The following is a 16,331-nucleotide window of genomic DNA, read 5'->3' as shown; positions in this document are numbered from 1 at the left end:
CGGCGTTGACTTGTTCAACAGGTCTTATCGAGGTGTCGCACGAACCGGCCTTAATCATTCGCAAAGTTTACCCGGAGTGGCAAACCTTCATCCGCCGAACATTGAAACTCATTGTCAAACGAATTATCGAGCCCATGAAAAACCGCTAATCCTGGCAGTTCATTCCACTCTTTCGGATTAGTACCATCGAATGGCTTTCCAGACTCATGGGAAGCCTAAAGGAGATATATGAAATGAAAGAACTCAATGACATTGAAGTCACCTGCGTTTCGGGTGGAACTCTTTCCGGCATGATCGTAGGCGCCGTCGACGGCGCCGCGACGGGCATGGCAATCGGTGGGAAATGGGGCGGTGCCGGCGGCTTCGGCTTCGGCGCACTTTCCCAGTTGGTCGGCCTGGTCGTGCCAACCGCGATGGGCGCTATTGCCGGGGGCACGGTCGGTCTCTTCACCAATGCAGAGACGGCTGTCGGTTACTTGGGCCAATACCGGGAAAACTTCGGTCCCGGTGATGTAGGCCGCACCACCATCTAATTAGAAAAGTCGCACTCCGGCACTTCATGCGTTTGAACTTTCGCAAGGGTGTCGGAGTGTCATGCAAGTATTATTCGAATCCAGGATCCAGCCACCATGTTTCGCCAGGAAGCCCTCGACGCCCAGCATGCCGGCGGCCTGGGCGAGATCGTGCTGATCCGCCCGGTCTCCTTCACTTTTCTCACCCTGCTGGCCGCGGCGATGGCGCTGCTGGTGGTGGGCTTCTTCCTGTTCGGCAGCTACACCAAGCGCAGCACCGTCAGCGGCCAATTGGTGCCCGCCAGCGGCCAGGTCAAGGTGCACGCGCCGCAGGCCGGCATCGTGCTGCGCAAGTTCGTCCAGGAAGGCCAGGCGGTACGACGCGGCGAGCGCCTGATGGTGCTTTCCAGCGAACGCTACGGCAGCGATGCCGGGCCGGTGCAGGCCGGCATCAGCAGGCGCCTGGAACAACGCCGCGACTCCCTGCGCGACGAACTGGAAAAGCTTCGCCGCCTGCAAGACGACGAGCGCGACAGCCTGACCAGCAAGGTCGCCAGCCTGCAGCGCGAACTGACCACCCTCGCCGCCCAGACCGACAGCCAGCAACGCCTGCTGGCGCTGGCCAGCGACGCCGCCGCGCGCTACCAGGGGCTGATGGACAAGGGCTACATCTCCATGGACCAGTTGCAGCAGCGCCAGGCCGAACTCCTCGGCCAGCGCCAGACCCTGCAAGGCCTGGAGCGCGAACGCACGTCGCTGCGGCAGCAGTTGACCGAGCGCCGCAACGAACTCGCCGGGCTTTCCGCGCGCCAGGCCAACCAGCTCGCGGAAACCCGCCGCCAGCTCAGCGCGGTGGAGCAGGACCTGGCCGAAAGCGAAGCCAAGCGCACCTTGCTGGTCACCGCGCCGGAGAGCGGCATCGCCACCGCCGTGCTCGCCGAAGCCGGGCAGACCGTCGACAGCTCGCGTCCGCTGCTGAGCATCGTTCCCGCCGACACCCCGTTGCAGGCCGAACTCTACGCGCCGAGCAAGTCCATCGGTTTCATCCGGCCGGGCGACGCGGTGCTGATCCGCTACCAGGCCTATCCGTACCAGAAGTTCGGCCAGTACCACGGCAAGGTGCAGTCGATCTCCCGCGCCAGCGTCTCCTATGCCGAGCTTTCCAGCATGGTCGGCGGCGTACCGGGGCTCGGCCAGGATGGCGAGCAGCTGTACCGGCTGCGGGTAACCCTCGACGACCAGGCGGTGACCGCCTACGGCCAGCCGCGTCCGCTGCAGAGCGGCATGCTGCTGGACGCCGACATCCTCCAGGACACCCGGCGCCTCTACGAATGGGTGCTGGAACCGCTCTACAGCCTGACCGGCAAACTCTAGGAACGACCCATGGCCTTTCTCGACGCTCTCGCCCTGCGCCTGGGCCGCCGCCTGCCGCTGGTGCTGCAGACCGAAGCCACCGAATGCGGCCTGGCCTGCCTGGCGATGATCGCCGGCTACCACGGCCACCATACCGGCCTGATGGAACTGCGCCGGCGCTTCTCCGTGTCGCTCAAGGGCATCTCCCTCAAGCAACTGATCCAGACCGCCCACCGCCTCGGCCTGGGCACCCGCGCGGTGAAGCTCGACCTCGGCGACCTCGGCAAGCTCAAGCTGCCCTGCGTGCTGCACTGGAACTTCAACCACTTCGTCGTGCTCAAGGCGGTCGACGGGCGCGGCGCGGTGCTCCACGACCCCGCCCACGGCCAGCGCCGGCTGGGCCTGGAGGAAGTCTCGCGGAGCTTCACCGGGGTAGCCCTGGAACTCTGGCCGGAGAGCGGCTTCGAGAAACAGGAGGCGCCGCCGCGGATCAAGCTGCTGGGCATGCTCGGCAAGGTCACCGGGCTGTACCGCTCGCTGGCCCAGGTGCTGCTGCTCGCCGGCGCGCTGGAAGTGTTCTCGCTGATCAGTCCGTTCTTCCTGCAATGGACCATCGACAACGTCATCGTCAGCGAAGACCGTGACCTGCTCAGCACCCTGGCCATCGGCTTCGGCCTGTTGCTGCTGATGCAGCAGGCGGTCAGCGGGGTGCGCGCCTGGGTGATGATGCACATGAGCACCCTGCTCGGCGTGCAGTGGCAGGCCAACGTCTTCAGTCACCTGCTGCGGCTGCCCGCGCAGTATTTCGAGAAGCGCCACCTGGGCGACGTGGTGTCGCGCTTCGGCGCGGTGAACAGCATCCAGCAGACCCTCACCGCGGCCTTCCTCTCGGCGGTGCTGGACGGCCTGATGACCGTCGCCACCCTCGGCATGATGCTGCTCTACAGTCCGCCACTGGCGGCCATCGCCATCGCCGCCATGAGCCTCTACGCCCTCGGCCGCTGGATCTGGTACCGGCCGTTGCGCAACGCCACCGAGGAGCAGATCGTCCACGCCGCGCGCCAGCAGAGCCACTTCCTCGAGACGGTGCGCGGCATCCGCCCGCTGAAGCTGTTCCAGCGCCAGGACGAGCGCCGCTCGGTATGGCTCGGCCTGCTGGTGGAACAGATCAACGCCGGCCTGCGTACGCAGAAGCTGCAACTGTTCTACCAGCAGCTCAACGGCCTGCTGTTCGGCGTGGAGAACCTGCTGGTGATCTGGCTCGGCGCGACCATGGTGATGGACGGCCAGTTCAGCGTCGGCATCCTGATGGCCTTCAACGCCTACAAGTCGCAGTTCGACAGCCGCGTCGGCAGCCTGATCGACAAGTTCTTCGAGCTGCGCATGCTCCAGTTGCAGGGCGAGCGCCTGGCCGACATCGTCCTCCAGGCCCCGGAGGTCAGCCACGGCGACATCCTCCCGGAGAACCTCCGCGAGCGCGAGGCGAGCATCGAGATCCAGGGCCTGCGCTACCGCTACGCGGAACAGGAGCCCTGGGTCCTCGACGGCCTCGACCTGCGCATCGCCGGCGGCGAGTCGGTGGCCATCGTCGGCCCCTCGGGCTGCGGCAAGAGCACCCTGCTCAACGTCCTGCTGGGCATCCTCCCGCCAGTGGAGGGACAGATCCGCATGGCCGGCCTGGACCTTGCGCAACTGGGCCTGGACGGCCTGCGCGAACTGGTCGGCACGGTGCTGCAGGACGACGTGCTGTTCGCCGGTTCGCTCAGCGACAACATCAGTTTCTTCGACCCGCAGCCGGACATGCCCTGGCTGCTGCAGTGCGCGCAGATGGCTGCCATCCACGATGACATCCAGGCCATGCCGATGGGCTACAACACCCTGGTCGGCGACATGGGCACGGTGCTCTCCGGCGGCCAGAAGCAGCGGGTGATGCTGGCCCGGGCGCTGTACAAGAAGCCGCGCATCCTGTTCCTCGACGAAGCCACCAGCCACCTCGACGTACACTGCGAACAGCGGGTCAACGCCGCCATTCGCGCGCTGCGCATCACCCGCATCATGGTCGCCCATCGGCCCGAGACCATCGCCTCGGCGGACCGCGTGATAGTCCTCGGCCAGGGCAAGGTAAGCCTCGACGAAAGCACCGCGCGCCTGGCCGAACGCCAGGCCGCCGCGGCGCGGGAGCAGGCCTGATGCGTGCCCTCGCCGGCCTGTTGTGCGGCCTGCTCGGCCTGGTTCCCGGCGCCGCCGCCTACGAGCCGGACGTGTTCGGCACCGCCGGCCAGGTCGCCGGCCAGGCGGTCTACGACCTCGGCGGCAGCGGTTTGCCCTGCCGCGGCGGGCCGCCACCGACCGAGCTGAGCCTGGAGGAAGCCATCGAGCGGATCCTCTGCCACGACCCGCAGACCCGCCTCGCCTGGGCCAATGCCAAGGCCCAGGCGGCCCAGGTCGGGATCGGCAAGTCCGCCTACCTGCCGCGCCTGGACGGCCGTCTCGACGCCAGTCGCGGCTACAGCGACATGGATTATCGCGATGCCCCCTACCTCTCCGGCGACGGCCATCGCCACCGGCGCGGCGCCAGCCTCCAATTGAGCTGGGTGCTGTTCGACTTCGGCCGCCGCAGCGCCGCCCTGCGCAACGCCCAGCAGTTGCTGCTGGCAGCCAACGCCAGCCAGGACGCGACCCTGCAGAACACCTTCGCCCTCGCCGCCCAGGCCTACTACGACGCCCTCGCCGCCCAGCGCAGCCTGGCCGCCTCGCGGCAGGTCGCGGAGCTGGCGGCGCAGAACCTGGAAGCCGCCGACGCCAAGTACCGGGCCGGCGCCGCCGCCCTTTCCGATCGCCTGCAGGCGCAGACCGCGCTGTCCCAGGCGAGCCTCGCCCAGGTCCGCGACGAAGGCGCCCTGAGCAACGCCCTCGGCGTCATCGCCCTGCGCATGGGCCTGGCGCCGGATACCCCGCTGCGCCTCTCCGGCGAGCTGGAGGCGCAACCCGACACCGGCTTCGTCAAGGCCATCGACGAGATGCTCGCCGAAGCCCGCCGCGAGCATCCGGCACTGCTCGCCGCCCAGGCGCGGCTGAAGGCCGCCGCCGCCTCGGTGGAGGAAAGCCGCGCCGCCGGCCGGCCGAGCCTGGCGCTGAGCGCCAACCTGGCACGCAGCCATAGCGACCAGGCGATGGCCTTCAACGGCGATACCCGCGAACGCGACCGCAGCATCGGCCTGCAACTGAACATCCCGTTGTTCGAAGGCTTCGAACGCACCTACCAGGTCCGCAACGCCCTGGCCCGCCGCGAGGCCAGCGAAGCGGAGCTGGCCGACACCGAGCAGCAGGTTTCGCTGGAGGTGTGGAACAACTACCAGTCGCTCAGCGTCGAGACCCGCAGCCTGGCGCGCACCCGCGAACTGGTCGAACAGTCGCGGCAAAGCCTGGAGGTGGTGCAGGGCCGCTACCGCTCAGGGGTCGGCAGCATGATTGAGCTGCTCAACGCCCTGACCGCCTACGCCAGCGCCGAGGACCAGCACATCCGTGCCCTCGGCAACTGGCAGACCTCGCGCCTGCGACTGGCGGCCAGCCTCGGTCGCCTGGGCTTCTGGAGCCTGCGCTGAAAAGCCCGGGAAGCGCCGCTGCCCTCTACCTCTCGCGCTTGTCCGGCTGGCCGCCATCGCGCAGGATGCACCCAGCCCCCGCGACGAGAGACCGCATGATCGACGACATCCGCTACCTGATCGTATTCGCCAAGATCGCCGAGACCGGCTCCGTCTCCGGCGGCGCCGAGGCGCTGGGCCTGAGCGCCGCGACCGCCAGCCTGCACCTGTCCAGGCTGGAACGGAACCTGGGCCGTGCGCTGCTCTACCGCAACAGCCGCAAGCTGTCGCTGACCCAGGACGGCACGCAGTTGCTGGACACCGCCCGCTCCATGCTGGAACTCTACGAGAAGGGCTTCATCGAGTTCCGCCAGCGCGCCGTCTCGACCCGCAACAGCCTGCGCATCTCGATGCCCGCGGTGTTCGTCAACGGCGACTTCACCCGTCACCTGGCAGCCTTCATCGAGGAGCATCCCGACCTCGACCTCGGCATCGCCTGCGACGACAGCCGCCACGACATCATCGGCGACGGCATCGACATCGCCTTCCGCATCGGCGACCTGCCGGACAGCTCGCTGAAGGCCCGTCACCTGTTCCTGCTGCCGCGCCAGGTAGTGGCGGCGCCGGCATTCCTGGCCCGGCACGCGCCGCTGGAACACCCGCGCGACCTGCAGCGGCTGGAATGGATCGGGCTCGGCATGCGCCCCGACAGCCGGCTATTCCGTCATGCGCGGGACGACGAGGAGGTACGCGTCGACTACACCCCGCGGGTGCGCGTCGACAGCGTCGAAGCCTCCTGCCGCCTGGCCCGCCTCGGCGTCGGCCTGGCCGCGCCGCCGACCTACCTGAGCGACGAGCCGATCCGTCGCGGCGAGTTGCGCGCGGTGCTGCCGGAATGGCGCCTGGAGCCGTTGAAGGTGTATGCGGTGTGGCCGCCCAACGTACCCGCCAGCAGCATCGCCTATACCCTCATCAATCGCCTCTACGAGGCCTTCAATCCGGGCTAGCGGCGAGCTGCAGGTAGAGCATGTAGCCGGCGGTCAGCACCAGGGTGCCGCCCATCGCCCGATTGAACAGGCGCACCCGCCGGGGGCTGTCGAGCAGCAGCGCCACGCGGTCACCGAGCAGCGCCCAGGCGGCCAGCGAGAGGTAGCAGACCACCAGGTAGATGGCCATGAAGACCAGCAGCGGCGCGTGCGTGCTCGGGCTGGCGAACAAGGCCACGCCGGAAGCGCAGGCGATCCAGGCCTTGGGATTGAGCCATTGCAGGAGCACGCCCTGGAAGAACCCGGGGACCCCGTTTTCCTCCAGGGCCAGGCGTGGATCCGCGGTGGCGATGCGGTAGCCCACATGAGCGACGAACGCCGCGCCGGCCATCCCCAGGTAGTCGAAGAAGCGCGGGTAGGCCTCGATCGCGCGGACGAACCAGAAGCCGACGAAGGCCAGCAGCAGGACGAAGCCGAGGGTGGCGCCGGTGACGAACGGCAGGGTCCGGCGGAAACCATGGTTGGCGCCGGAAGCGACGATGGTCAGGTTCACCGGACCGGGGGAAATCGACAGGCTCAGGGAGAACGCGCCCATGGCGAGCAGCAGGGCTAGCGGCATGGGTCGAACTCCCTGGTCGGGTTGCGGGCTGGCTGGTGCGGGGCGGGCATGGGTTTCCTCCGTAGGCTCCTGGCGGGGCGCGACCGAACGGGTTGCGCCGCTGCCCGGAACGCTACAGGGAAAGCCCACCGGCATTAACGGGGCAAGGCTCACGGCTGGTTTTGATTTTCCGCGCTTGACGACTGCGCCGGCCGCCGGCGCACCTCAGTCGTCCGCCTGGCCCGGCATGCGGATGCCATGCCGGCGCACCCGCCGATACAGGGTCGCTCGCGAGATACCCAGTTCCCGCGCCGCGGCCATGGGTTTCCAGCGATGCCGCACGAGGGCGTCGAGCAGGGCGTCGCGCTCCGGACCGCCGCCGCTCTCGCACGCACTGGCCGGTGTCCGGCCTTCGCCACGCAGCTCTGCCGGAAGGTCGGCGAGTTGCAGGGTGGCGCCGCCGCACAGCGCGCAGGCGTAGCGCAACACATGCCGCAACTGGCGGACATTGCCCGGCCAGCGATAGCCGAGCAGGCATTCCAGGGCTGCCTCGCCGAGTTCGATGCGTACGCCGCAGTGCGCGGTTTCCTCGTCGAGGATGCGCCGGATCAGCGCCAGCCGGTCGCTGCGTTCGCGTAGCGGCGGCAGTTCGAAGCGGGCGCCGCCGAGGCGGAAGTAGAGATCCTCGCGGAAGCCGCCGGCCGCCACCAGCGCCGCCAGGTCGCGGTGGGTGGCGCAGATCACCTGGATATCCACAGCCTGCCGGCGCGCAGCCCCCAGCGGCGCCACCTCGCCCTCGGCCAGCACGCGCAGCAGGCGGGTCTGCAGGCCCAGCGGCATGTCACCGATCTCGTCGAGGAACAGGGTACCGCCATCGGCCTGCTGCAGCAGGCCGCGCATCCCTTTCGCCGCCGCGCCGGTAAAGGCTCCGCCAACGTAGCCGAACAGCTCGCTCTCGATCAGGCTTTCGGGAATCGCCGCGCAGTTGAGCGCGACGAAGGGTTTGTCGCGACGGGCGCTGGCCTGGTGCAACTGGCGGGCGAAAACCTCCTTGCCGGCGCCGGTCTCGCCCTGGATCAGCACCGGCAGGTTGCGGTCCTTGACCCGCACCGCCAGGCGCAGGCTTTCGGCGATGCGCGGGTCGAGCGCAGCGTCGTCGGGCACCTCGCGCTCCAGCCGCCGCGCCTTGGCCCGCGGCGCGCTGAGACGCACGTGCAGTTCGCCGGCCTGGCCGCGCAGCAGGCACGGCGCCTGGTCGGTGGCGGCGTGCAGGGCGTCGAGGTCGAACACCTCGCCGATGTGGCTCGGCACCTGCCCCAGGCGCTGCCGCAGGTAGTGCCGCGCCGCCGGGTTCAACGCCAGCAGGCGCCCATCGGCGTCCCAGGCGAACAGGTAGTCCGGCTGGCTGTCGACGTAGCCCGGCGCACGGTGCGCGCGCAGCACCCAATGGCCCTGGGCGCTGTGCATGAAGAAGGCGTTCTCGATCTCCCGCGCGCTCTGCGCCACCATCTGCCGGATCAGATGCTGGCTACGGCGGTCGTCCGGCGATTGCACGGCGGAAACGTCGAGCACACCGAGCAACTCGCCCTGCGGATCGAAGACCGGCGCCGCGGAACAGGTCAGGTCGATGAAGGCGGCGCGGAAGTGATCGCGCTTGTGCACCGTCACCGCAGTCCTGTCGGTGAGTACGGCGGCCACCCCGCAGGTGCCCTCCTCGCCTTCCGACCAGCAGGTGCCGAGGTACAGCCCGGCCTTGCGGCAGTCGTTGCGGATGGTCGACTCGACACGGTAGTCGATGGTCCGCCCCTGGGCATCGGTGAGCAGTACGCAGTAGTCGGCATCGCGCACCCGTCCATGCAGTCGCGCCACCTCTTCGCTGGCGATGCGCAGGAACAGTTCGGAACGCTCGCGACATTCGTCGAGGAGGGTCTGCGAGAGAATCCGCGGCCCTTGCAGGGACCCCGGGTCGAGACGGTGCTGCTCCATGGAGCGGCGCCAGGAGTCGAGGATCGGCGTCGGCACCGGCGCCTGCGGCAGGCGCGCGGCGTTCCTCAGGACACGGCTGACACAGTCCACATGGTCCTTCGAGTGTGCGGAAAGCATGGGGCCTCCGTTGCTCGGCATCTTGTTGTTGTGCCGCCCATTAAGCGCCCATCGGCGACCCTCGACAAGCGCCGGGCCGCCACAGCCGACGACTGAGACGGAGCGTCTCAGCGTCTCGCCGGGAACCCGTGCGCGATGACATGGGTTGTCTCGCCGGACGTCGCCCCGGCGGTCGCCGGCCTTCCCATGCCGGCGCTCTACGACGGGCCTTCCGGCCGCCACGCCGCAACCTGGCATCGGCCTTGCTCCAGCCACGGCGACGGCAGGGCGGACTGTCCGCTCCTCCCAACGCCCTGCCGCATACACCTACAAGAACAATCAGAGGTGAAGCATGCACGCTACGTCGTCCGACGATTTCTCCCTGTCTTCCCGGGTCGCGCTGGTGACCGGCGCCGGACGCGGCATCGGCCGGGGCATCGCCCTCGCCCTGGCGCGCGCCGGCGCCGACGTGGCGGTGGCCGACCTCGATCCGCAGGTCGCCGAGGAAACCGCCGCCGCGATCCGCAGCCTCGGTCGCCGCAGCCTGGCCCTTGGGGTCGACGTCAGCGACGGCGACAGCGTCCGGGCGATGGTCGAGCGGGTCGCCACGGAGTTCGGCCGGCTCGACGTGGCGGTGAACAATGCCGGGGTGATCAGCATCCGCAAGGTCGCCGAACTCAGCCTCGCCGACTGGGACCGGGTGATGAACGTCAACGCCCGCGGCGTGTTCCTCTGCTGCCAGGCCGAACTGCCGCTGATGCAGGCGCAGCGCTGGGGGCGGATCGTCAACCTGTCATCGATCGCCGGCAAGGTCGGTCTCCCAGACCTCGCCCACTACTGTGCCTCGAAGTTTGCCGTGATCGGTTTCAGCAATGCCCTGGCCAAGGAGGTCGCGCGCGACGGGGTGACGGTCAACGCGCTCTGCCCGGGAATCGTCGGCACCGGAATGTGGCGCGGCGAGGACGGCTTGTCGGGCCGCTGGCGGCAGGCCAGCGAAAGCGAGGCGCAGTCCTGGGAACGCCACCAGGCCAGCCTGCTGCCCCAGGGTGAGGCGCAGACCGTCGAAGACATGGGCCAGCTCGTCGTCTACCTGGCCTGCGCGCCGCACGTCACCGGCCAGGCCATCGCCGTCGACGGCGGATTCTCGCTATGAACCCGCCCTCGCCGATCGTCGGCATCATCGCCAACCCGGCCTCCGGTCGCGACCTGCGTCGCCTCACCGCCCATGCCGGGCTGCACTCCAGCACCGACAAGGCATCGGTGGTGCAACGCCTGCTCGCCGCCTTCGGCGCCACCGGCATCCGCCATGCGTTGCTGCCGCCGGACATGACCGGCATCGCCGCCGCCGTGCTCCGGGCCAGCCAGACCCGCCAGGCCCGCGACGGCCACTGGCCGTTCCTGGAGTTCCTCGACATGCCGCTGCGCCAGAGCGTCGAGGATACCCGCCTGGCGGCGCGGCGCATGGTCGAGCGCGGCGTGGCGCTGATCGCCGTGCTCGGCGGCGACGGCACGCACAAGGCAGTGGCCGCCGAGGTCGGCGACGTCCCCCTGCTGGCGCTGTCCACCGGGACCAACAACGCCTTCCCGGAGCTGCGCGAAGCCACCGGCGCGGGGCTCGCCGGCGGCCTCTGCGCCAGCAACCGGGTGCCGCCGGAGATCGGCCTGCGACGCAACAAGCGCCTGCTGGTGCGCGAGCCGCGCCGCGGGCTCTGCGAGTGGGCGCTGGTGGACGTCGCGGTGTCGCCGCAGCCGTTCATCGGCGCCCGCGCCATCAGTCGCGCCGAAGACCTCGCCGAAGTCTTCGTCAGCTTCGCCGAACCCCACGCCATCGGCCTTTCGGCGCTTTGCGGACTGTGGTCGCCGGTGAGCCGCGAGGAGCCCCACGGCGCCTGGATGCGCCTGCATCCGGACGCCCGCGAGAGCCTGCTGGTGCCGCTGGCGCCGGGCCTGCTGGTGGGCTGCGGGGTCTCTGCCGCCGGCTACCTGCAACCCGGCGTGGCCCACGCGCCGAGCCTGTCCAGCGGGACCCTGGCGCTGGACGGAGAGCGCGAGATCGAGTTCAGCGCCACCGACCGCCCGAGCATCACCCTCGACCCTTCCGGCCCGTTCAGCGTCGATGTGCCGGCCACCCTCGCCTACGCCGCCCGCCATCGCCTGCTGGCCGGCCAGCGAACCCCGATGACCCCGTGAAGACAACCTGGAGAACAACAAGATGTCCACTCTGAGCACCGACCAACTGCTCCATGCCTACCGCGTGATGCGCACCATCCGCGCCTTCGAGGAACGCCTGCACGTCGAGTTCGCCACGGGCGAGATACCCGGCTTCGTCCACCTCTACGCCGGCGAGGAAGCCTCCGCCGCCGGCGTGATGGCGCACCTGCGCGACGACGACTGCATCGCCTCCACCCATCGCGGCCACGGCCACTGCATCGCCAAGGGCGTAGACGTGCACGGCATGATGGCGGAGATCTATGGCAAGAAGACCGGGGTCTGCCAGGGCAAGGGCGGCTCCATGCATATCGCCGACCTGGAGAAAGGCATGCTCGGCGCCAACGGAATCGTCGGCGCCGGCGCGCCGCTGGCCGCCGGCGCCGCGCTGGCGGCCAAGCTGAAAGGCAGCGATGCGGTGGCGGTGGCCTTCTTCGGCGATGGCGGCTCCAACGAAGGCGCGGTGTTCGAGGCGATGAACCTGGCCGCGGTGTGGAACCTGCCGTGCCTGTTCGTCGCCGAGAACAACGGCTATGCCGAGGCCACCGCGGCCAACTGGTCGGTGGCCTGCGACCACATCGCCGACCGCGCCGCCGGTTTCGGCATGCCCGGGGTGACCGTCGACGGCTTCGACTTCTTCGCCGTCCACGAGGCTGCCGGCGCCGCCATCGAGCGCGCCCGCGCCGGCGAGGGGCCGTCGCTGATCGAAGTCAAGCTGACCCGCTACTACGGACACTTCGAGGGCGACGCACAGACCTACCGCGATCCCGACGAAGTAAAGCACTACCGGGAAACCCGCGACTGCCTCAAGCAGTTCCGCGAACGCACCTGCCACGCCGGCCTGCTCTCCGCCAGCGACCTGGACGCCATCGACGCCGAGGTCGAGGCGCGCATCGAGGATGCCGTGCAGCGCGCGAAGAACGATCCCAAGCCGGAGCCGGACGACCTGCTGCGCGACGTCTACGTGTCCTATCCCTGAGCCGCCCGAAAACAAGAACGAGGAGAACCATCATGGCGAGAAAGATCAGCTACCAGCAGGCCATCAACGAGGCGCTGGCCCAGGAAATGCGCCGCGACCCGAGCGTCTTCATCATGGGCGAAGACAATGCCGGCGGCGCCGGCGCGCCCGGCGAGGACGACGCCTGGGGCGGCGTGCTGGGGGTCACCAAGGGCCTCTACCACCAGTTCCCCGGCCGCGTGCTGGATACCCCGTTGTCAGAGATCGGCTATGTCGGCGCCGCGGTCGGCGCCGCCACCCGCGGCATGCGCCCGGTGTGCGAACTGATGTTCGTCGACTTCGCCGGTTGCTGCCTGGACCAGATCCTCAACCAGGCCGCCAAGTTCCGCTACATGTTCGGCGGCAAGGCGGTCACCCCGCTGGTGATCCGTACCATGGTCGGCGCCGGCCTGCGCGCCGCCGCCCAACATTCGCAGATGCTCACTTCGCTATGGACCCACATCCCCGGCCTCAAGGTGGTCTGCCCGTCGTCGCCCTACGACGCCAAGGGCCTGCTGGTCCAGGCGATCCGCGACAACGACCCGGTGATCTTCTGCGAGCACAAGCTGCTCTATTCGATGCAGGGCGAGGTACCCGAGGAGCTGTACAGCGTACCCTTCGGCGAGGCGAACTTCCTCCGCGACGGCGACGACGTCACCCTGGTGACCTACGGCCGCATGGTCCACCTGGCGCTGGACGCCGCCGCCAGCCTGGCGCGCCAGGGCATCTCCTGCGAAGTACTGGACCTGCGCAGCACCAGCCCGCTGGACGAGGACAGCATTCTCGAAAGCGTGGAAAAGACCGGCCGCCTGGTGGTGGTCGACGAAGCCAACCCACGCTGCTCGATGGCCACCGACATCGCCGCGCTGGTCGCCGAACGGGTCTTCTCCGCGCTGCGCGCGCCGATCCGCCGGGTCACCGCGCCCCATACGCCGGTGCCTTTCTCCGACGCCCTGGAAGACCTCTACATCCCCGACGCGGCGAAGATCGAGGCAGCCGTGCGCCAGGCCCTGGAAGGGAGGGACGCGGCATGAGCCGGATCCATACACTGACCATGCCCAAGTGGGGCCTGTCGATGACCGAGGGTCGGGTGGACGCCTGGCTCAAGGAAGAGGGCGCGCATATCGAGAAAGGCGACGAGGTGCTCGACGTGGAGACCGACAAGATCTCCAGCAGCGTCGAGGCGCCCTTCTCGGGCGTGCTGCGGCGCAAGGTGGCGCGCGAGGACGAGACCCTGGCGGTCGGCGCGCTGCTCGGCGTGGTGGTCGAGGGCGAGGCGAGCGACGAGGAGATCGACGCACTGGTGCAACGCTTCCAGGCCGAATTCGTACCCGCCGACGAGGACGCTGGGGATAGCGGACCGGCACCGCGGAAAGTCGAGCTGGACGGGCGCCTCCTGCGCTATTTCGACCGCGGCGAGGGCGATCCGGCGCTACTGCTGATCCACGGTTTCGGTGGCGACCTGAACAACTGGTTGTTCAACCACGAGGCGCTGGCCGCCGAGCGGCGGGTGATCGCTCTAGACCTGCCGGGCCACGGCGAGTCCGGCAAGGCCCTGGTGCGCGGCGACCTCGATGAACTCAGCGGCAGCGTGCTGGCCCTGCTCGACCACCTCGACCTGGAACAGGTACACCTGGCCGGTCACTCCATGGGGGGAGCGGTGGCGCTGAACTGCGCGCGCCTGGCGCCGCAGCGGGTGCTGTCGCTGAGCCTGATCGGCAGCGCCGGCCTCGGCGAGGAGATCAACGGCGACTACCTGCGCGGCTTCGTCGAGGCGGCCAACCGCAACGCGTTGAAGCCGCAACTGGTGCAGTTGTTCTCCGACCCCGCGCTGGTCACCCGGCAGATGCTCGAGGACATGCTCCGCTACAAGCGCCTGGAAGGCGTCGATGCGGCCCTGCGCCAGTTGCTGGACAACCTGTTCGCCGACGGTCGCCAGCGCAACGACCTGCGTGCCGTGGCGAGCGAGGGCCGCCAGCCGGTCCTGGCGATCTGGGGCAGCGATGACGCGATCATCCCGGCGCGGCATGCCGAGGGCCTGCCAGCCCAGGTGGAGATCATTCCCGGACAGGCGCACATGGTGCAGATGGAAGCCGCCGAGCAGGTCAACCGCCTGCTGCTCGACTTCCTCCGCCAGCATTGAGGAGACGACCGACATGAACAGTTCCCCGCAAGCCAACGCGGCGATGCGCGCCGCCGTCTGGCACGGCCGCCACGATATCCGCGTGGAAGACGTGCCGCTCCCGGCCGAGCCGCCGCCCGGCTGGGTGCAGATCCGCGTGCACTGGTGCGGCATCTGCGGCTCCGACCTGCACGAATACCTGGCCGGCCCGGTATTCATCCCCGTGGAGGCGCCGCACCCGCTCACCGGCCTCAAGGACCAATGCATCCTCGGCCACGAGTTCAGCGGCGAAATCGTCCGCCTCGGCAACGGCGTGACCGGCTTCGCCGTCGGCCAGGCGGTCGCCGCAGACGCCTGCCAGCATTGCGGCACCTGCTACTACTGCCGGCATGGGCTGTACAACATCTGCGAGAACCTGGCCTTCACCGGGCTGATGAACAACGGCGCCTTCGCCGAATACGTCAACGTACCGGCCAACCTGCTCTACGCCCTGCCGGCCGGATTTCCCAGCGAGGCCGGCGCGCTGATCGAGCCGCTGGCGGTGGGCATGCACGCGGTGAAGAAGGCCGGCAGCCTGCTCGGGCAGAACGTGGTGGTGGTCGGCGCCGGCACCATCGGCCTGTGCACCATCATGTGCGCGCGCGCCGCCGGCGCGGCACAGGTGATCGCCCTGGAGATGTCCTCGGCGCGCAAGGCCAAGGCCCTGGAGGTCGGCGCCAGCCAGGTGCTCGACCCCTCGCGGTGCGACGCCCTAGGCGAAATCCGCGCCCTCACCGGCGGGCTTGGCGCCGACGTCAGCTTCGAATGCATCGGCAACAAGCACACCGCCAAGCTGGCCATCGATGCCATCCGCAAGGCCGGCAAATGCGTGCTTGTGGGAATCTTCGAGGAGCCCAGTGAATTCAATTTCTTCGAGCTGGTTTCCACCGAGAAGCAGTTGCTCGGGGCCCTCGCCTACAACGGCGAGTTCGCCGACGTGATCGCCTTCATAGCCGACGGCCGCCTCGACATCGCACCGCTGGTGACCGGTCGCATCGGCCTGGAAGAAATCGTCGAGCGCGGTTTCGAAGAGTTGGTGAACAACAAGGAGCACAACGTGAAGATCATCGTCTCGCCGGGCGGCTGACGCTTCAGCCCTTGTCGCGCTTGCGACACAGCCCCGCGGCCGGCGGGGCTTCCTTTACGAAACGCAGAGACGCGGGCGGAGGCTCAGAACCACTTGTCGTTGCGCTTGCGCCGCACCCTCAGCAGCGACGGCAGGATCAGCCCGGCGAACAGGCCGGCGCCGGCGATGCTGCCGCCGTAGACCATGTAGCGCATCAGCACCTGCTTGTTCTCGTCGCCCAGTTGCGCCTGCACCGCACGCAGGTCGGAGCGGGCCTTGCCGAGCTCGGCGTCCAGGTTGCTGCGCGCCGCCTGCAATTCGTCGATCAACTTCTTGCGCGTGTCGAGGGTTTCCTGCATGCCCTGCACGCGGGTCTTCCAGGTGTCGTTGATGCCGTCCAGCTCGGCGGTCAGGGCGGCCACCTTCTGTTCCAGTTGCGGCAGGCGCTCGGCCTGGCCGGGAACCTCCTGCAAGTCGCGGCTGGGAATCCACACGGTGCTGCCGTTCTCGCCGCGCACCTGGCTGTAGTTGCCCTGGGTGCCAAGCAGCTCGACCTTCTGCCCGGAGGTGAGGGTGCCGACGATGCGATAGCCATCGGTGGGGCCGCTGCGCACGAAAGTGGTCAGGCTGTCGCTCACCCAGCGCGCGTTGCCGGTCGCCTCCTCGGCCTGCGCCGGGGCGCCGGCCGCCAGCAGGCCGCCGAGCAGGCAGGCTCCGATGACGCGGTTCTGGAACGGGGAAAGAGCGGCGGGGATGCGACGGGATAGGGACATGGCAATCTTCA

14 protein-coding genes are annotated in these 16,331 nt (G+C 68.9%); 11 read left to right on the top strand and 3 right to left on the bottom strand.

The genetic code is table 11. The features are described from left to right. Nucleotides 1-233: 233 nt before the first annotated feature. The 5 genes from M6E97_RS00690 to M6E97_RS00670 all read left to right on the top strand — a co-directional run bounded on the left by M6E97_RS00690 (nucleotide 234) and on the right by M6E97_RS00670 (nucleotide 6,456). A complete protein-coding gene (locus M6E97_RS00690) occupies nucleotides 234-533 on the top strand; it encodes a hypothetical protein (RefSeq protein ID WP_003111247.1) in 300 nt (99 codons plus the stop codon). A 96-nt stretch (nucleotides 534-629) separates the two neighbouring features. Beyond that, on the top strand, nucleotides 630-1,886 hold the full coding sequence (locus tag M6E97_RS00685; protein ID WP_003093492.1) for an HlyD family secretion protein: 1,257 nt from the start codon (nucleotides 630-632) through the stop codon (nucleotides 1,884-1,886). Nucleotides 1,887-1,895: 9 nt separating this feature from the next. Then, nucleotides 1,896-4,055 carry a peptidase domain-containing ABC transporter gene (locus M6E97_RS00680; protein WP_003093498.1) on the top strand — a complete coding sequence of 720 codons (2,160 nt, stop codon included), beginning with the start codon at nucleotides 1,896-1,898 and terminating at the stop codon, nucleotides 4,053-4,055. Beyond that, entirely contained in the window at nucleotides 4,055-5,470 is a 1,416-nt protein-coding gene (locus M6E97_RS00675) for a TolC family protein (protein WP_003118187.1), read from the top strand. The genes M6E97_RS00680 and M6E97_RS00675 overlap by 1 nt, the downstream gene beginning before the upstream one ends. Before the next feature lie 95 nt (nucleotides 5,471-5,565). Further along, the gene (locus tag M6E97_RS00670) at nucleotides 5,566-6,456 is read left to right on the top strand and encodes a LysR family transcriptional regulator (RefSeq protein WP_003093500.1); all 891 of its coding nucleotides are present in this window, start codon (nucleotides 5,566-5,568) and stop codon (nucleotides 6,454-6,456) included. Here the strand turns inward: M6E97_RS00670 and M6E97_RS00665 are convergent. Next, nucleotides 6,443-7,054: a LysE family translocator gene (locus M6E97_RS00665; protein WP_033937714.1), complete on the bottom strand. Its 612-nt coding sequence runs from the start codon at nucleotides 7,052-7,054 to the stop codon at nucleotides 6,443-6,445. The genes M6E97_RS00670 and M6E97_RS00665 overlap by 14 nt on opposite strands. Nucleotides 7,055-7,258: 204 nt before the next feature. Then, nucleotides 7,259-9,136, bottom strand: a complete 1,878-nt coding sequence (locus tag M6E97_RS00660) for a sigma-54-dependent Fis family transcriptional regulator (protein ID WP_033937713.1) — start codon at nucleotides 9,134-9,136, stop codon at nucleotides 7,259-7,261. 331 nt (nucleotides 9,137-9,467) lie between these two features. Here M6E97_RS00660 and M6E97_RS00655 point away from each other — a divergent pair, with 331 nt between their 5' ends. From M6E97_RS00655 to M6E97_RS00630, 6 genes are read left to right on the top strand one after another with little or no spacing between them, the layout of a single operon-like run. Continuing rightward, a complete protein-coding gene (locus tag M6E97_RS00655; RefSeq protein WP_033937712.1) occupies nucleotides 9,468-10,268 on the top strand; it encodes an SDR family NAD(P)-dependent oxidoreductase in 801 nt (266 codons plus the stop codon). Continuing rightward, the gene (locus M6E97_RS00650; protein ID WP_033937708.1) at nucleotides 10,265-11,305 is read left to right on the top strand and encodes an ATP-NAD kinase family protein; all 1,041 of its coding nucleotides are present in this window, start codon (nucleotides 10,265-10,267) and stop codon (nucleotides 11,303-11,305) included. The genes M6E97_RS00655 and M6E97_RS00650 overlap by 4 nt, the downstream gene beginning before the upstream one ends. 22 nt (nucleotides 11,306-11,327) lie before the next feature. Beyond that, the gene (locus M6E97_RS00645; RefSeq protein ID WP_003093507.1) at nucleotides 11,328-12,302 is read left to right on the top strand and encodes a thiamine pyrophosphate-dependent dehydrogenase E1 component subunit alpha; all 975 of its coding nucleotides are present in this window, start codon (nucleotides 11,328-11,330) and stop codon (nucleotides 12,300-12,302) included. A 32-nt stretch (nucleotides 12,303-12,334) separates the two neighbouring features. After that, entirely contained in the window at nucleotides 12,335-13,354 is a 1,020-nt protein-coding gene (locus tag M6E97_RS00640; protein ID WP_015502331.1) for an alpha-ketoacid dehydrogenase subunit beta, read from the top strand. Next, nucleotides 13,351-14,463, top strand: a complete 1,113-nt coding sequence (locus tag M6E97_RS00635) for an acetoin dehydrogenase dihydrolipoyllysine-residue acetyltransferase subunit (protein ID WP_003093511.1) — start codon at nucleotides 13,351-13,353, stop codon at nucleotides 14,461-14,463. Before M6E97_RS00640 ends, M6E97_RS00635 begins: the two co-directional genes overlap by 4 nt. A 43-nt stretch (nucleotides 14,464-14,506) precedes the next feature. Next, nucleotides 14,507-15,568, top strand: coding sequence for a 2,3-butanediol dehydrogenase (locus tag M6E97_RS00630; RefSeq protein ID WP_003111357.1), 1,062 nt, complete (start codon nucleotides 14,507-14,509; stop codon nucleotides 15,566-15,568). An 83-nt stretch (nucleotides 15,569-15,651) separates the two neighbouring features. On the opposite strand, the gene M6E97_RS00625 is transcribed toward M6E97_RS00630, so the two are convergent. Then, nucleotides 15,652-16,320, bottom strand: a complete 669-nt coding sequence (locus tag M6E97_RS00625; RefSeq protein ID WP_003104779.1) for a TIGR04211 family SH3 domain-containing protein — start codon at nucleotides 16,318-16,320, stop codon at nucleotides 15,652-15,654. Nucleotides 16,321-16,331: the final 11 nt, after the last annotated feature.

It is taken from the genome of Pseudomonas sp. B111, assembly GCF_026428275.1.
Classification (GTDB): domain Bacteria; phylum Pseudomonadota; class Gammaproteobacteria; order Pseudomonadales; family Pseudomonadaceae; genus Pseudomonas; species Pseudomonas aeruginosa.
This window is presented reverse-complemented; position numbering and strand designations above follow the sequence as displayed.

Excerpts from the sequence above, each read along its gene's own strand:
- M6E97_RS00690 (WP_003111247.1), top strand. The coding sequence starts at position 234 with ATGAAAGAACTCAATGACATTGAAGTCACCTGCGTTTCGGGTGGAACT.
- M6E97_RS00685 (WP_003093492.1), top strand. The coding sequence starts at position 630 with ATGTTTCGCCAGGAAGCCCTCGACGCCCAGCATGCCGGCGGCCTGGGC.
- M6E97_RS00680 (WP_003093498.1), top strand. The coding sequence starts at position 1,896 with ATGGCCTTTCTCGACGCTCTCGCCCTGCGCCTGGGCCGCCGCCTGCCG.
- M6E97_RS00675 (WP_003118187.1), top strand. The coding sequence starts at position 4,055 with ATGCGTGCCCTCGCCGGCCTGTTGTGCGGCCTGCTCGGCCTGGTTCCC.
- M6E97_RS00670 (WP_003093500.1), top strand. The coding sequence starts at position 5,566 with ATGATCGACGACATCCGCTACCTGATCGTATTCGCCAAGATCGCCGAG.
- M6E97_RS00665 (WP_033937714.1), bottom strand. The coding sequence starts at position 7,054 with ATGCCGCTAGCCCTGCTGCTCGCCATGGGCGCGTTCTCCCTGAGCCTG.
- M6E97_RS00660 (WP_033937713.1), bottom strand. The coding sequence starts at position 9,136 with ATGCTTTCCGCACACTCGAAGGACCATGTGGACTGTGTCAGCCGTGTC.
- M6E97_RS00655 (WP_033937712.1), top strand. The coding sequence starts at position 9,468 with ATGCACGCTACGTCGTCCGACGATTTCTCCCTGTCTTCCCGGGTCGCG.
- M6E97_RS00650 (WP_033937708.1), top strand. The coding sequence starts at position 10,265 with ATGAACCCGCCCTCGCCGATCGTCGGCATCATCGCCAACCCGGCCTCC.
- M6E97_RS00645 (WP_003093507.1), top strand. The coding sequence starts at position 11,328 with ATGTCCACTCTGAGCACCGACCAACTGCTCCATGCCTACCGCGTGATG.
- M6E97_RS00640 (WP_015502331.1), top strand. The coding sequence starts at position 12,335 with ATGGCGAGAAAGATCAGCTACCAGCAGGCCATCAACGAGGCGCTGGCC.
- M6E97_RS00635 (WP_003093511.1), top strand. The coding sequence starts at position 13,351 with ATGAGCCGGATCCATACACTGACCATGCCCAAGTGGGGCCTGTCGATG.
- M6E97_RS00630 (WP_003111357.1), top strand. The coding sequence starts at position 14,507 with ATGCGCGCCGCCGTCTGGCACGGCCGCCACGATATCCGCGTGGAAGAC.
- M6E97_RS00625 (WP_003104779.1), bottom strand. The coding sequence starts at position 16,320 with ATGTCCCTATCCCGTCGCATCCCCGCCGCTCTTTCCCCGTTCCAGAAC.